Raw genomic sequence first — 16747 nt, forward strand, 5'->3', positions numbered from 1 at the left:
AAAGTAGATTGTCCATTATAAGTGATTTCTTTGGCTTGATAACCCACGTAAGTAAAGACAATAATATCTCCATTTTTAACTTCAATTTGGTAGTTTCCATCAAAATCTGTGGAGGTCCCAGTAGTTGTTCCCTTTATCACAACATTAACTCCAGGAAGTGGTATGGAAGTGGATTGCTCGGTTACTACTCCTTTTAATGCTGTTTGTTGGGCAAACGACATTATGGAAAAAAACAAAAAGAATAAAGTATATAATAAACGTACCATATTAATATGCCTTTTTTTTTCTCGAAAGAAATTCATCATAAATAGTTTAGTTTAAATTAGTTTAAGTTAGTTGTAATAAAAGGATGTTAAAAATGTGAAAACACCACATCTGAAACACAACTTCTATTAACCATAAAATTACTAAGAGTTACTGCTTTTTTAGGGGTGTCGAATTCATTTAGAAGAGGTGACAAATTCGTTTTTTTGTGAATATTATAAATTCTGTACGACTAAAAATAGAATTTATTATTTTTTAGATAAAAATTCTGAAGGATTCTTATTAAACTTCTGTTTAAATAGTTTGCTAAAATATTTTCTATCTGAATAACCTACTTTAAAGCAAGCATCAGAAACTGAATACCCTAAATCTTCAATTAATTGTTTAGCAATTGCTAATCTATATTCTCTTATAAATTCAACATAAGAAAGTCCTGTTAATGCTTTAATTTTTTTATACATTACAGAGTGACTCATACCAATTTCTTTAGAAATATCTTCAGCCTTTAAATTATTGGTTTCTAAGTTAGCCTCAATGCTTTTATATAATTTATCTAAAAATATTTGATCCGTAGAACTTATTGCTAACTCTTTTGGTGTTAGCATATTTTCATTTCTAAATTTTTCGCGGAGTAGTTTTCTGCTATTTAACAAATTATTAATCCTTGTTTTTAACAACTCCTCATTAAATGGTTTTGTAATATATTCATCGGCTCCTGTTTCAAAACCCTCCATTTTATTTTTTATTGATGTACGCGCTGTTAAAAGAATAATTGGGATATGACTGGTATTGGTATTTAATTTTAATTTTTTTGCAAATTCAATACCATCCATAATAGGCATCATAACATCACTAATTATTAGATCTGGAAAGTTGCTTGTTGCCATTTTTAATCCTTCCTCTCCATTAAATGCTTGCATTATTTCAAAATCATCATTTAATATATCATTTAAAAAATCTTGAATACCAATATTATCTTCAACTATTAAAACAGTTTCCTTTTCATTTTTATTTATTATAATATTTTGGTTAACATGATTAATTTCCGACACTTCTTGAGTAACTAAATCATTATCTTCTTCCACTACATAATCAGGGAAATGGTGTTTTCCTTTTAATAATTGCACCTCAAAACTACTTCCTTTATCCTTTTCGCTTTTAACAGAAATTTTTCCTTGATGTAATTCAATAATTTCTTTTGATATTGATAAACCTAACCCAAATCCAGATTCTTCATTTGTATTGTTTGTTTCTGCTTGATAAAACCTTTTGAAAATTTTTGATATTTGATTATCAGACATTCCAATACCTGAATCTTTAACAATTATGTAAACCGAGTCCCTATCATTTTCAATTTTAAACTGAATTTCGCTTCCGTTTTTAGTAAATTTAAAAGCATTGGTTAATAGATTATAAATAACTTTTTCTAATTGATTTTTGTCAAACCATAAATCTATATTAGCTTTTTCCGAAACAAAAGTGTAATCAATATTTCTATCAGTCGCTATTTCAGAAAACGATAAAAATATTTCTTTACAATAAGAAACAAATTCATTTTCAGATACTTTTATAGTTATTTCATTTGTTTCAAACTTTCGTATATCTAGTAATTCGTTTACTAACTGAAGTAATAAATTACTGTTTTTTCTAACCGTATGAGCTGCTTTAATTTGTTTTCTTTCTAGCAATTCTCCTTTATCAAACAATCTGTTTATTGAGCTTAATATTAAGGTTACTGGTGTTCTAATTTCGTGAGAAATATTAGTGAAAAATTGCTGTTTTAAATTATATAACTCCGTATCCTTTTCATGGGTTAGTTTTTCAAATTCTAAATTAGCTTTCATACGCTCCCAAGCAATGGTATATTTTCTAAACAAATAAAACAATGTTAAAAATATTATACCATACAAAACGAATGCCCACCATTTTAACCAAAAAGGTTTTAAAATATGAATATTAACAGATGTATATGCATCTCCCCAAGTACTTCCTGTTTCTTTACTTTTTACTTTAAAGGTATAATCGCCAGGTGATAAATTGGTATATGTTGCTGTTCTATCTTTTCCAATATCTCTCCAATCTTCATCAAAATTCTCCATTTTAATAGCATATTCGCAATTACTTGAAAACGGGAATTTTAATGCAGAAAATTCAAAGGTTAAAACATCTTGATTGTGTTTAAGGGTGATTTCTTCTTCAAAAGCAATATTCTTTTTTAAAACACCTTTTTCTTCAGCATTTATTTCTTTATTAAATAATTTAAAATTAGTTAACTTAACTGTAGGTTGACTATTTTCAATCTCTACCGTTTTAGGATTAACTTTAACAACACCATTTATACCTCCAAAATAAAGTAATCCTTTTTCATCTTTAAAAATTGAATTAATATGAAATTCGCCAGAAAGGTTTGCAAACGTATTAAATGTATTTGTTTGATAACTGTAATTAATTATACCTTGTTTTGTACTAAACCAAATATTAGCATCATTATCTTCTATTATGCCAGTAATGGTTGAGTAGCGAATATTATCATTTGTTTCGAATCGTTCAATTTTATTGGTTTTTAAATCCATTCTGTTAATACCTTCTCCAGAAGTTCCAATCCACAAATAACCTTTTGAATCTTTAAGCAGAGAAAAAATATTATTACCGCTAATTGTGTTAACATCTAATTCGTTATGGATAAAATATGAGAACTTTTTAGTAGTTGTGTTAAATAAATTTACACCTCCTCCAAAAGTGGCAATCCACATGTTAGTGCCATCTTTTTCTAAAGAGATTAAATTATCATTATTTACGGTGCTTTTATCATTAGCATTATCCCTATAACTAATAAATTGCTCTGTTTTTGGATTAAAATAATTAAGCCCACCACCCCAAGTAGCAACCCACAAATTATTGTTATCATCTTCTACAATGTCTCTTACATCATCATGACTTATAGAATTTTTACTTTTAAATTCATGCTTGTATTGCTTGAATGTATTAAGCTTTTCGTTAAATTTCACTAATCCGTTTGCAAAAGTTCCTAACCAAATATCTCCGTTTTTAGATTCGGCTATCTTTTGAATGAATTTACCTTTTACAGATACGTTTTTACTCTTTTCATTATAATATTTAACTTTATTTAATTGCTGATTATATATAGTTAATCCTTCGCCATCAAGACCTAAATAAAGATTTTTTTTATTTTTATAAATAGATAAAACAGGCGTTGGATTTAGACCAATTATATCGCTAAATAAGATTTCATTAGTGTTTTTTTTATCAAGAATGCTTATTCCATTCCAAGCTGTCCCAATCCAAATATTAGAATCATTATCATCCATAATTTCATAAATGGCATTTCCAGATAATGAGGATTCTAATTGAGAATTGTATAAATAATTATGAATAATAGGACTTTTAGCGTTTGGGTATTCAATTTCAAAAACGCCATTGCCATCGGTACCAATCCATAAATTATCTCTACTATCTTTTTTTATGGAACGAACAATATTAATATCATGTTTAAATGATAAGTTTTCCTTGAAAAAATTTGAAAATTTAAAAGTACTTATATCAACTAATAATAAACCACTTCCGCTTGTTCCTATTAAAATTTTATCGGGATTTAGTTCGGAAATGGCATTTATAAAATCTGAAATCTGAGTTTCTTTAGGAGTTATTTGATTGAACTTTTCTTCAACGACATCAAATAAAAACAACCCATTTCCAAATGTACCAACCCATAAATCTCCATTTTTATCCTCATAAATACAAGTAATACTATTACTGTTTTTTGATTGGTCTGCTGTTGGTTGATTGGTATATGAAATAAATTGGTTTGTACTTGTATTAAACTTACATAAACCCTTTTCTGTACCTAACCAAATATTTCCTTTAGAATCTTCAATTACAGTATTTACTTGATTAGAAAGTAAGGATTTTGAATTATTAGGTATATTTTTAAATACTTGAAAAGTGTCATTTAATGGATCATAATAATTTACTCCGCCACCAAGAGTAGTTATCCAAAGTCTATTTTTGCTATCAATAAATAAATCTGAAATATCGTTTGAACCTAGGTTGCTGTTTTTTTTAGTGTAAACCTTTACTTGAAGTCCATCATACCTATTTAATCCATTTTTTGTACCAATCCATATAAAACCTTCTTTTTCTTTAACTATACTCGTAATTCTTCCGTTTGATAAACCTGTAGATTGGTTTATTTTTTTAAAAGTTGTTTGAGATTGCGAAAAACAAATTAATGTTCCAACAAAAAAAAGACATAGTATATATATTTTATTTTTAAACATATTTAAAGTAAAAACACTGTTTTGTATTTTATATATTTAGTTAAAATAAGTTATCGCCTTAATACTTTTATCGCAAAAACTATTTATAAACATAATTGTAACTACTCATTTAGTAAATCACAAAAGCAAAATAGCAAATGTAATTTATACATTTACTATTTTTGATAAAATTAAAACTTAATGTTATGCTTACTATCTCAAAACAAAAAAGAATTCTAAAATTAACATTTATTTTAATTTCGATATTATTTACTAAAATATCATTCGCTCAAAAAACCTCATCAAAAGGTGATGTTAATATTGACAATAATGGTGTAATGCGTTGGCAAAAAACCAATAAAGAAGTTAAAGGCTTTGGTATAAATTATTCAGTTCCTTTTGCTCATGCATACCGTTCTGCAAAACGTATGGGAATTGATCCTAAAAAAGCGATTGATAATGACGTGTATCACTTTACTAGATTGGGTTTTGATTTATATCGCTTACATGTTTGGGATACAGAAATTAGTGACACATTAGGCAATATAATTGAAAACGAACATTTAGATACTTTTGATTATTTACTAAAAAAATTAAAAGACAACAATATTAATTATGTCATTACACCCATAGCTTTTTGGGGTAACGGATGGCCAGAACCAGATGAAAAAACACCTGGTTTCTCTGCAAAATATGGTAAAGGAGAATGTCTTTCAAATCCAGAATGTATAAAAGCTCAATATAACTATTTAGAACAATTTTTAAATCACATAAATCCTTATACAGGAGTTGCTAATAAAGATGAACCAAATATTATAGCTTTTGAAGTTAGCAACGAACCGCACCATACAGGTGATGCCGAACAAATAACAGAATTTATAAAAAAGATGACCGATGCCATGCGCAAAACAGGTACAAAAAAACCTATTTTTTACAACATGAGTCATGCCGTGCAGTATATGGATAATTATTTTAATGGTAATGTACAAGGTGGTACTTTCCAATGGTATCCAACTGGTTTGGGTTATGGTAAAGAATTATGGGGTAATTTATTACCAAATGTTAACGATTATAATATGCCTTTTGATGATGTTATTAAAAAACATCACGGAGCAAAATTAGTATATGAATTTGATGCTGCAGATGTTGGCAAATCTTATATTTATCCTGCAATGGCAAGAAGTTTTAGAACTGCCGGTATTCAAATTGCGACACATTTTGCTTACGATCCAACTTTCTTAGCTCCAAATAATACTGAATACAATACGCATTATATGAATTTAAACTTTACCCCTTCTAAAGCTTTAGGCTTAAAGATTTGCTCTGAAGTTTTTCACACAATTCCTATGTATTCAGAATTTGGAATTTATCCAGAAAATACAAGTTTTGATGATTTTAAAGTGAATTATGAAAATGATTTGGCTGAATATAATTCTGATGAAAAATTCTTCTACACAAATTCGACAAATTCAGATGTAAAAAATGAAGAAAAACTTAAAGAAATAGCTGGTTTTGGAAGTTCTAGAATTATAGAATATGATGGCTTAGGGGCATATTTTTTAGATAAAATTAATGAAGGTGTTTGGAGATTAGAAGTAATGCCTGATGCTGTTTGGGTAGATAATCCTTTTGGTAGAAATAGTCCTAAAAAAACAGTAGCAGTCACTAAATGGGAAACTCATAAAATGAGCATAAATCTAAAAAATTTAGGATTTAATTTTAACATTGAAGCGATAAATATAGAAAACGAATTTTCTACTATTGTAAATAACAATTCATTCTCAATAAAACCTGGTACATACATTATTAGTAAAAAAGGAATTGTAAAAAATTGGAATGTTAATGACCCTTTTAAAACGAACAAATTAAATGATTTTTATGCTCCAAAAAGTAATCTAAATAAAGCTTGGTTTAAACATGATAAAAAAACAGAGGTTTCTGGAAATTCACCTTTAGAAATCACTATTCAGTACATTTCCCCAGAGAAACCAAAAGAAATTACGCTTATTGGAAATGCGGGCTTTAATAACTTGTTTAATTTAAAAATGGAATCCAATGGAAACTATGTTTATAAAGCAACCATTCCTGACGAGAAATTAAAAAAAGGCTATTTAACTTATAATATTATTGTTAAACATAATGATGGTTCGCAAATAACTTATCCATCAGGAAATGAAGGAAATTTTTATGATTGGGATTTTTATAATAGAGATTCATACAAAATTACAATTGTTCCAAAAGAAAGCCCTATTCATTTATTTAATGCTATTGATGATGCCGATTTATTAATTAAAGAATGGCGACCAACATTTAAGCTAGAACCTACTACTAATAATAATGAAGCTGAATATTTAATTAATTTAGAAAAATTAGTATTTATAGATAATGAAAACACAAATGCTGAACTCATTTATGATTACTCATTTAAGCATAATATTATTAATAAAATTGAAGGAAGAAAAAGCGATTTGATTTCAAAAAATAAAATTATTTTTCATGGAAGATCTTTAAATAACAAACCCTGTAAACTTCAAATAGCATTTGTTTTAAATGATGGCTCTTCTTTTGGAAAAACTATAAATATTAATACTGAATTAAAAAATTACAGTATCAATATTAATGAGCTCAAGCCTGTTAAAACAGTTACTCTTCCTAGGCCATATCCCAGTTTTTTGCCCTATTATTTAGAGCATAATATTACCTCTGGTTTTGATATAAATAAAATTGAAAGCATTCAATTTTCTATTGGTCCAGGAATTCCTAAAAATGAATTGGAAGATAAACATGGCATTAGTATTATTAGTTTAGAATTAAAGTAGTATAGAAATAGTTCTAATCAAATAAGATTAAACTTATTGAATTCGAGTCATCTTTTAATAATAAAACCATAACTATAATTCATTTCTAATAAATTTTTAAAAGCTTAAAAACTATTTATTCTCTTTTGAGTAGATATTATTTGAAATAAAAAAACCAACTATTATAGATATACAAATTGATGAAAATTTATTAATACCATCTTCTGGTAAATAATTTTATAAGTGTAGAAACATTCAAAGTAACTTTAAATCTAATTTTTTCTTCATATTTATCTTGACCCAATTCAAAACCGTTATTTGAATTTACAGGAAAATACAATTCAAAATAATCTGCTACTAAACTTAATTTAATACCAGAATCATAAGCAAAATATGGACTAATTCCCTTATTCTTTAAAAATCCTATATCTCCATAAGCATGAATCCAATTCCAAATACTGACTTCACCATTTAAAGTAGTCAACCATTGATTTGCATATCTGGTATCTAATACAGATTTAAAACCTCCTTCAGCAGTTATGTATTCTTGCGAGACTAAACCATTATTTTCAGACCTTCCAAGATATTCATAGTCAAACAAGTAATCAGATGGTCTATCTAACGCAAAATCAAAATAACCATTATCTGCTTTTGTATTGTTGTTTAAAAAGGTTCCAGCGTATAATCTTAAACTTATTTGTCTATTGCTAAGAAACAGTTTTCTATAAAATGCAATTATAGAGACTTTACTAAATTTTTTTGAAAGTTCATAATCCCCCTGAAAAACAATACTGTTTGAAAAATTAGAATTAGAAAACAAATATCTGGTATTAAAAACACTATAGTTTGGTGTTTCTAAAGGGATTTTTAAATCAACATCCTTAGAAATATTCACACTTCTCAAAGATATAGTTTGTTGTAAATTACTTCTTAAATCTTTGTCTCTATAGTTGAAATTAATATAAGGTGTAAAGCTATTAGCAAACAATTTTGGAGCATAACTGGTTCTATTTCCAGATAACCCTATTTTATATGCATACCAGCCTGATTCCTTAATCTGTTCTGTAAGCACTAGTGATGCAGAACCTATTAAAGCTTTAGATTTAAAACCATATGTTGGTGTAATTTTATAAATAAATGGCTTTTTAATTATAGTTTTATTATACAATTTTCCTCCCAAAGTTAATCCGTCATAAATATTATCAAACTCGATTACAGGCATAAAAAACGTCTGATTTTTACTAGGATCCTCAACATCTTTTAATAATCTAATCTGTAATGGTTTATTAAATAATCCGTTAAGATTTTTATAGTTATTAGAGCGTTTTACTTCTGGTATATTCTTGTCATAATCAATAACCAATTTATCAGCTTCATTATTTTTTATAACGATTTGCTTTTTACCAAGAAAGCCATCTACCCAAATTTTGTCAATTACTTTTTCATCTTTAATAGTAGAAATAGAAAAGGGCATTGTATTTTTCTCTCTATTTTTTAAGTTAATAATTAACGAGTCTCCTTTTTTTTCTACTTTTTTAATCTTAAAATCGAGCTTATCATTTCTTGATATAAACTCTTCAAAAAACCAGCTAATATTTTTATTAGCGGAAGATTCAAGAATATTCTGAAATGATTTTGTAGAAGTTTGTTTTAGCTTATAATTTGAATAAAATTCTTTAATGCTTAAACTTACTGATTCATCATCTAAATAGTCTTCTAAATACTTTAGCCCAAGACCAGCTTTATAGGTGTTTGCTATATTATAGTTGAATTTTAGCAACGAATCTCTTGGTGTTTTTAGTGATTGATCTATAAAACGCCTTGTCATATTTTTATAACCCAAATAATATTGGTCGTTAAAATCTAAAGCTGCTGCGTGAAACCAGCGTAATCCAATTATTTCTGAAATAGAACCACCTAATTTCATGTCAGGATAATAAGTATCAATATAATTCATCATTAAATACACCCAAATTCCGTCTGAAACCCATTTTTGTTCTCGTGGGTTAATAACCAAAGTACTTTCTAGCATAGCATCAATAGTACTTTTTAACAAGGACATTTCAAACTGAAACTCATTTGAGAAAGGTCTAAATTTTTCTGGAAGTTGATTAAATCCATAAATTGGATTCTTTCTTTGGTCAATGTTTGAAACCATCAATTTCTCTAATGGATAGTTACCTAAATTTTCTTTAAGAAATAAAACCATCTTATTAGCTATGTATAATTTTTTTGATTCTTCAACTTTGTCTTCTAAAATATTAGTAACCAATTCAAATTCATCTGTTTTAAGTGAATAAAAATTAGATTTCTTTTGGATATATAATTTAATTTCACGCTGATTATTTCCTATGAGTGATACTGTTTTTTTGTTATCTATCTCTTGCTCTGATTGCTTAAGACCAGAAGTTAGTGTATAAGTATTAGGGACACTAAATTCAATTTCATAAGATGCTAATGGCGCATAAAAATCGCCTAAATCTTTATTGCTATAAGTCTCCCATTTAGCATTGTAAACTGCTGGAACCAAATACCAATATCTTAGATTGTAGTTATTCTCATTGGTGTATCCATTTCCTGTAAATTTATCATGTGGAAGTTTTACAGAGTAAGAAAAATAAATAGTTGTACTATCTTCTGGAGCTAATCTTTTATTTAGTTTGACTTCTAATATATCTTGTATCTTGTTGTATCGTCGCCAATTTAATATATTTTTTGTTGTATTATAAATTGAATCTATTTTGGTAAAGCCACGATCTTCATCACTAGCAAAATGAAAGTTTCGTTTGTAGTCTTCTTCAAAACGTTTTGCCAAAGGTGTTTCTTTATCTGAATAACTGTTTGCCCAATCATGAAATAAAATCTGGGATAAAGTGTCTTTAGAAGTGTTTTTATAAACGACTTTTTGACTTATTTGAATGGTATGATTAATAGTATCTAGTTTTGCATCAATTTTTATTTTATGCTGAGCAAAACCAAATATTGAGGTTAGAAAAAACGTAGTTAATGTAATAAATTTAAGTAGCATCATTTAATTTCATTTATACTCTTCTTATTTTTTATCTTCATTGCGATTAATTCCCACTTGTGAAAGCCTATAAATGAGATTTGACTTATAAAAAATCATATTATCTTTTTCTATTTTAAAAAACTAAAGGTGCTGTTAGAATTTATATTTAAAACCTAACATATATTCGCCTCTATTACTGTTAAAAGAAAGTTCCATACGCTCTTGCTGATATTTCGTGGTGAATAATAAATTACTTCCAAGACCTATAGCTGCTCCAGCAAAAACATCAAGGATATCGTGTTTTTTTGAGTCGATTCTACTTGCTGCTGTAAATCCTGCAAGAGCATAAGCAGGAATGCTATATTTAAATCCATATCTTCTATGTATATATCCCGCGCTATGAAAAGTTGTAGATGTATGACCCGATGGGAAAGCATTATCATTACTCATATCTGGTCGTTGTTTATTTATACTAAGCTTCAAGCCATAGGTAAAAGCTTCTGTAAGTATAAGTCCTTTTGTAAATTGCCAAACGCCTTCTTTATCTCCAATAATAAAAGATGTTCCTACTGTTGCTATTGGTAAAGCAAAGAGAATAACATCTCCTATTTTTTGAGTTGTTCCTACTAGCGGTTTAGTCTCATTAGTATCTTGAGCTTGTAGTGGACTGGAAGTAAGAAATGAAATAACACATAATACAGCCAAGAATTTCATGTTTTTTGATATCATCAAATTAGAAATGTTAATTAAAGTAGCTGTCTTTATGTTTTTTTATTTTGAGTTAAAAGTAAATGGGAATTCTTAAGAAAATTTAAAGCCATATAAACAATGAATTACTTATCATTTGCAAATACGCTTAAGGATTTCTCTTTTAAAAAAATAGAGAGAGATTGCTCACCAAGTTTGGACAATTCTCCATCTATTTGTGATTCGAAAAAAGCACCTCGTTTTCTTAAAAGTGAAATCTCTTTAGTTTGAAAATATTTAACATCTTTTAATAGGTCTGGCTTTTTAATGAGCATACAGAATCCAAAAAAAAGCATTTTAATTTTACCTATTTTTGGCACAATTACAACGTCTAAAAGTCCATCTTGTAAAGAAGCTTTAGGTGTTAAGCTCATGTTATATCCCATTTCATTGGAATTTGAAATAAATATTAAAAAAGGATTTACAACATCTGTAACATTGTCAATTGAAATTATAATTTCTTCTTTTTTATAAAACTCGAAAAACGATTTTAAAGACGCTTTTACATAGCTCCATATTGTTCTTTTTTGCAAGGCTTCATAGTTTTCTATAACATTTGCAGTAAAACCAAATCCAGTATTGCTAAAAAAATAACGTTGATTTACACAACCAACATCTATTTTTGTGTACTTGTTATTTTTAATAATATGAAGTGCTTTTATTGTGTTTTTTGGTATATTAAGGTGCGATGCCAGTCCATTTCCTGAGCCAACAGGTATGATACCTAATGGAATATTTGTGTCTACTAAAGTTGAAGCGACTTCGTTTATAGTACCATCTCCTCCACAGGCTACTATAATATGTGCTTTTTGGTGAATGGATTCCTTAGTAAGATCTATGGCATGCCCTTTATAACCCGAAGATTTAATGGTAATGTTATATGTGTCAGATTCAAAATAATCCTGAAGAAACTGTTCAGAAAAACTATTTTGCCCAGAGCCCGCAATTGGGTTTACTATAAAATGAATATCTACCAAACCGTTATTCTTTAATTTTTAGTCCTCCATTTCGATACATATCATCTGCCACTTGATAGAATGAGATACTTTTTTTTTCAAATTTTTCTTCAATAGGAATAGCATTTAAGCTATTGTCTAAAGGATTCCAAGAATAGAAGTTGTCATTTGCCTGTTCATCCAAGATCAACACTTTATTCTCCTTTAAATACCCTAATTTTCTATAATTGCCTATAAAAGCTCTTTCATCATTAGCTTGCATAGCGATGATGTCTCTTCCAAACAGATTTGAGTTGTAATTCCAATGAAGTGAAGCAAATAGTGTAGGAAATACATCTATTTGTGAAGCCAGTTTGTTTACTTTTAGTGGTTCTTGATTGGGTAAATTAGAAATCATTCCAGGAATGTGATAATTCTTCACATCCAATTCCCAACGTCCAGCACTACTTGCACAATGGTCGCTCATTATAACAAAAACCGTATTGCTAAACCAAGATTTCTGTTTTGCTTTTTTTATAAATTCTCCAATAGCATAATCAGTATATTTTACTGCCCCATTTCTTCCTGAGCCCGACGGAATATCAATTTGATTTTTAGGATAGGTATATGGTTTATGATTTGAGGTTGTCATTATGAAATCGAAAAATGGTTTTCCTGTCTCAAACGATTTATCTGCTTCTTTAAGTACTTTATTGTATATATCCATATCGCAAACGCCCCAAGCATTCTCAAAAGTTACTTCGCCGTCTTCAATATTTGTACGTGTTGTAGTTATGTTTTTGTCTAATAAAAACCCTCGGCCTCTATCCACAATATTAAAACCGTTACCTCCGAAGTATGTATTCATGTTATCAAAATAGCCATCTCCGCCATAAAAGAAATTGCGCTCGTAACCTTGTTGTTTAAATACTTCACCAATAGTAAAAAGACCTTGATTTTTTTTTCTTTTTACAATGCTTCGTCCTGGTGTTGGTGGTATAGAAAGAGTAATTGCTTCCATACCACGTACAGTTCGTGTTCCTGTTGCATATAAATTTTTAAAAAACAAACTGTTATTTGCTAGAGAATCTAACGTTGGAGTAATATTGCTTTTGTTTCCAAATTCCTTTAGAAAATCGCCACTTAAACTCTCAATACAAATAAAAATAACATTAGGTTTAATAGTGTGATTAATACTATCTGAATTAACAATAGATCTATAAATAGATGACTCATTTGGATTTATAAATGTATCCTTAGTATCACTATAGCTCGATTTAACTGTGATGTAGGCTTCTATTTTTGGAATTGTTTTATAGAATTCATTATATGGTAATTCGTTATTTCTAAAGGCAGCAAAAAATGAATAAATACCAGCTTTTGCCAATTCGTTGTTGTAACGATTTTCAGAAAAATCAGCTTGTTTATTTGTAATAAACGAAACACTTATAGCAACAATAATAAACCAAGGTAATGCTGCTATTAATTTAGGCTTAAAACTGGTTGCACTAGCAAAAGTTTTACGAAAATACCCCAGTCTATATACAACAAAAATACTTGTAAGCACTGAGGCTAACATTACAGATAGCAATACTGGTAATGGATAGGATTCATTTATATTTTTAACAACCTCATAGGTGTAAATTAAATAATCTACCGCAATAAAATTATAACGTCTTTGAAACTCATCCCAAAATGTAAACTCGCCAAAAAATGAAAAGAAGAGAATTAATACTCCTAAAGAAAAACCAAAATAAGTAATTACTTTATCAATGATGGAACCATAAAATCGTTTAGGAAATACGAGTAAATAAATAAGATAAGGAATAGCAAAAAACGAAATCGTGGCAACATCAAATAAAAAGCCAATTAGAAACGTGTTTCCTAAAATAAAAAAGTTTTTGTTTACTTCGTGAAAATTCAAAACAAAGAAACTTAATCTTACTATAAATGATAAGATTAAAAACAAGCCTATATAGGCTTTAAGTAATGCAAAGCGCATTGGGAAAATTCTAGACATTAATTAATGAATTCAATATTAATTTATGCCGAAAATACTATGTGATTCTAAAGAAAATTTAAAGTTTAAAAAGTATCTATTCTAAAAAATGCCCAAAACCATAAAGGCTTTGGGCATTCTCAAAAAACAACCTTTCATCTATGAAAAACTTAACTTAAATTAATCTTTATCATTTTCTTTTTTTAGTTCTTGACTTAAAATTTTACCATTTACATCTATAGCCACTTCAATCTCTATTTCTCCTTTCTCCATCTCAAACTCATAAACTATTCCGTTTTGGGTTTCAGAGATTTCGGCTTCTTCCATTATATAATCAAGGAAATTAGTCATTATTGCAGATTTTACTTTTTCAGGAATTTCTTTTTCATCAATCTCATGTTCTGTTTCTTTCCATGTACCATCTTCAAGAAAATTGGCTGAATATTTTACTTTATCCATTTTAAATTCTGCTTCCCACTTTGTAACGTTCTCTTTTTCCCATTTTACTTTTTTAACTGTTGGAAATTTTTTTGAAAAAGCATCTTTCACTTTTTGTGGTGCTTTGTTTTCTGTTGCAGTAAAAGCAAAGACTGTAAATACTAAAAAAGTACCTAAAACTATTTTTAATAATTTCATTTTTATCGTTTTTAGATTAATAATAGTATAAATGTATTATCCAATTCTAAAGTTGATTTCAAGGAAATCTAAAGTAAAATTCAATTAAGCTTTTTAAGAAAAATGAATAGAAAAAATGTGTTGTTTAACTTCGAATTTATAGGAAACTTTAAACCCATAAAAATCGCATATTTTCTTAACAATAGCGAGTCCTAATCCTGTAGATTGGTTTCCTTTTGATTCTCTATAAAATCGTTGAAATAATTTTTCTGGATGAAGTAAAGCGTCTTCTCCAACATTAGATATTATCAGTGAATTTTTATTGGTAATAATTGAGATTTTATCTTCTTTATTACTATGTTTAATAGCATTTGAAACTAAATTGTTAATTAATATATCTCCTAATAAAGCATCCATTAAAACTGTTAAATTTTCATTTGAAAAATGGATAATATTGTTAAAACCAAGTTCTTTGTAATTATTAACTTTTTCTTTTATAAAACCTGAAAGATTAACAGGCTCAACATTCACAAATTGGTTATTATCAATTTTAGTAAGAATACCAATACGTTTGTTAAGTTGCTTTAATCGTTGTATATCTTTTTGAATAGAAGTTATTTGCTCAAATTGCTTATCATTAATAGAGTGTTCATTAATAATATTATCAATTTTTGCTTGAATGATTGCTAATGGAGTTTGCATTTCGTGAGAGACATCTTCTGTAAACTGCTTTAGGTTTTCATAATCCATCCTAACTTTGTTAGTTAGTGTCTCTATTTCTGTTTTTAATTCTGAAAATTCCAAAACATCGCTATCTATAAGATTTATAGATTCTTTTGTGGTAAGCGAAAACCGTTTCATTTGCTCTAGATTTTTAAAAAAGGGACTCCAAACTTGAAGGTTTTTAGCTGTATTAAAGTAGAATAAAAAAATAAATGCTAATAAAAAAACAACAATATTTGAGATAACAATAGCCAATAAAATGTCTTGAGACTCTACTACCAAATCCCTAATGGTAATTTGATAAATTTTACCATTGATAGATTTATAGGTTGAAAGTTCTCTAAAGAGCTCCATTTCATCTTGTGAAGGATCGTAAATTATGGTATCCTTTAGAATCTCTTTTTTTAAAATTTTAACTTCTCTTATTTCGGTGACTGGTGGTAAGGAATATTGTATTTTATTGTTTTTTAGAGCATCATCAACTCTTGCTTCTGTAGAATATAAAGCTTCTTCAACTTCATTTTGCAGTAAATTTCTCGTGTAAAAAAACAAGGCGATAGAGCTCAAAACAGCTAAAATCAAACCTGTTATAAGAAAGGTTTTAGATGTTTTTTTTATGAGTTTTGTTTTTTTAGACACGTATTAATCTTCTATAAATTTATAACCACTTCCATAAGCAGTTTTTATATATTTTGCTCCTTCAGAAGTCATTTTTTTTCTTAAATTATTGATATGCACATAAATAAAATCAAAACTATCCAACAAATCACTATCATCTCCCCAAAGATGCTCGGCAATAATTTCTTTTGATAGCACACGTCCTTTATTAGATATAAAAAACACTAATAAATCATATTCTTTTCGTGTTAATGCCATTGCCTTTCCTTCTATATAAGCTGTTCTGGATTTTGTATCTATTTTTATTTCATTAAACTCCATAATCTCATCACCACCATATTTACCTCGTCGAAGCACTGCATTTACACGAGAATTTAGTTCTGCTAAATGGAAAGGTTTTGTAATATAATCGTCTGCTCCTAAATCTAAACCTTCCAATTTATCAGTTAATGAATTATTTGCTGAAATAATAATAACGCCGGCTTTTTTCTTTTCTTTCTTCAAAGTTTTAAGCACATCTAAACCACTTCCAGAAACCAAATTAATGTCCAGAATTATCACATCATAATCATAGATAGCTGCCTTCTCTGAAGCCTCACCAAAATCTGAAGCCACTTCACAGATGTTGCCATCACGTTGTAAGTAGGTAACAATAGATTGTTGTAAATCGATTTCGTCTTCAGCTATTAAATATTTCATTTCGATAAATTTAAAACAATAAAATTAGTATTTGATTCTAAATTTAATCTAAAGATTTAAAT

At 28.1% G+C, this 16747-nt stretch carries 10 protein-coding genes; 1 reads left to right on the forward strand and 9 read right to left on the reverse strand.

Annotated elements, in window-relative coordinates; all coding sequences use genetic code 11:
• Both BT151_RS15080 and BT151_RS15085 read right to left on the reverse strand, forming a co-directional pair.
• On the reverse strand, nt 1-305 hold a 305-nt coding region (locus BT151_RS15080), incomplete at its 3' end, for a carboxypeptidase-like regulatory domain-containing protein (protein WP_143144324.1).
• A 207-nt stretch (nt 306-512) separates the two neighbouring features.
• Nucleotides 513-4562, reverse strand: coding sequence for a hybrid sensor histidine kinase/response regulator transcription factor (locus BT151_RS15085; protein WP_072403197.1), 4050 nt, complete (start codon nt 4560-4562; stop codon nt 513-515).
• Between the two features lie 185 nt (nt 4563-4747).
• On the opposite strand from BT151_RS15085, the gene BT151_RS15090 reads away from it, so the two are divergent.
• Nucleotides 4748-7360, forward strand: a complete 2613-nt coding sequence (locus BT151_RS15090; RefSeq protein WP_143144325.1) for a glycoside hydrolase 5 family protein — start codon at nt 4748-4750, stop codon at nt 7358-7360.
• A 190-nt stretch (nt 7361-7550) separates the two neighbouring features.
• On the opposite strand, the gene BT151_RS15095 is transcribed toward BT151_RS15090, so the two are convergent.
• From BT151_RS15095 to BT151_RS15125, 7 genes are all read right to left on the reverse strand, one after another.
• On the reverse strand, nt 7551-10370 hold the full coding sequence (locus BT151_RS15095) for a gluzincin family metallopeptidase (RefSeq protein WP_143144326.1): 2820 nt from the start codon (nt 10368-10370) through the stop codon (nt 7551-7553).
• A gap of 132 nt (nt 10371-10502) precedes the next feature.
• Complete coding sequence (locus BT151_RS15100) at nt 10503-11078, reverse strand: phosphatase PAP2 family protein (RefSeq protein WP_072403200.1); 576 nt, start codon at nt 11076-11078, stop codon at nt 10503-10505.
• Between the two features lie 104 nt (nt 11079-11182).
• The gene (locus BT151_RS15105) at nt 11183-12073 is read right to left on the reverse strand and encodes a diacylglycerol/lipid kinase family protein (RefSeq protein ID WP_072403201.1); all 891 of its coding nucleotides are present in this window, start codon (nt 12071-12073) and stop codon (nt 11183-11185) included.
• Between the two features lie 4 nt (nt 12074-12077).
• Nucleotides 12078-14051, reverse strand: a complete 1974-nt coding sequence (locus BT151_RS15110; RefSeq protein ID WP_072403202.1) for an LTA synthase family protein — start codon at nt 14049-14051, stop codon at nt 12078-12080.
• A 159-nt stretch (nt 14052-14210) separates the two neighbouring features.
• Nucleotides 14211-14666, reverse strand: a complete 456-nt coding sequence (locus tag BT151_RS15115) for a PepSY-like domain-containing protein (protein WP_072403203.1) — start codon at nt 14664-14666, stop codon at nt 14211-14213.
• A 93-nt stretch (nt 14667-14759) separates the two neighbouring features.
• Complete coding sequence (locus BT151_RS15120) at nt 14760-16007, reverse strand: sensor histidine kinase (protein ID WP_084647992.1); 1248 nt, start codon at nt 16005-16007, stop codon at nt 14760-14762.
• A gap of 3 nt (nt 16008-16010) precedes the next feature.
• The gene (locus tag BT151_RS15125) at nt 16011-16685 is read right to left on the reverse strand and encodes a response regulator transcription factor (RefSeq protein ID WP_072403204.1); all 675 of its coding nucleotides are present in this window, start codon (nt 16683-16685) and stop codon (nt 16011-16013) included.
• Between the last annotated feature and the right edge of the window lie 62 nt (nt 16686-16747).

This window comes from Flaviramulus basaltis (assembly GCF_900114265.1).
Taxonomy (GTDB): domain Bacteria; phylum Bacteroidota; class Bacteroidia; order Flavobacteriales; family Flavobacteriaceae; genus Flaviramulus; species Flaviramulus basaltis.

Excerpts from the sequence above, each read along its gene's own strand:
- BT151_RS15100 (WP_072403200.1), bottom strand. The coding sequence starts at position 11,078 with ATGATATCAAAAAACATGAAATTCTTGGCTGTATTATGTGTTATTTCA.
- BT151_RS15115 (WP_072403203.1), bottom strand. The coding sequence starts at position 14,666 with ATGAAATTATTAAAAATAGTTTTAGGTACTTTTTTAGTATTTACAGTC.
- BT151_RS15110 (WP_072403202.1), bottom strand. The coding sequence starts at position 14,051 with ATGTCTAGAATTTTCCCAATGCGCTTTGCATTACTTAAAGCCTATATA.
- BT151_RS15095 (WP_143144326.1), bottom strand. The coding sequence starts at position 10,370 with ATGATGCTACTTAAATTTATTACATTAACTACGTTTTTTCTAACCTCA.
- BT151_RS15125 (WP_072403204.1), bottom strand. The coding sequence starts at position 16,685 with ATGAAATATTTAATAGCTGAAGACGAAATCGATTTACAACAATCTATT.
- BT151_RS15090 (WP_143144325.1), top strand. The coding sequence starts at position 4,748 with ATGCTTACTATCTCAAAACAAAAAAGAATTCTAAAATTAACATTTATT.
- BT151_RS15085 (WP_072403197.1), bottom strand. The coding sequence starts at position 4,562 with ATGTTTAAAAATAAAATATATATACTATGTCTTTTTTTTGTTGGAACA.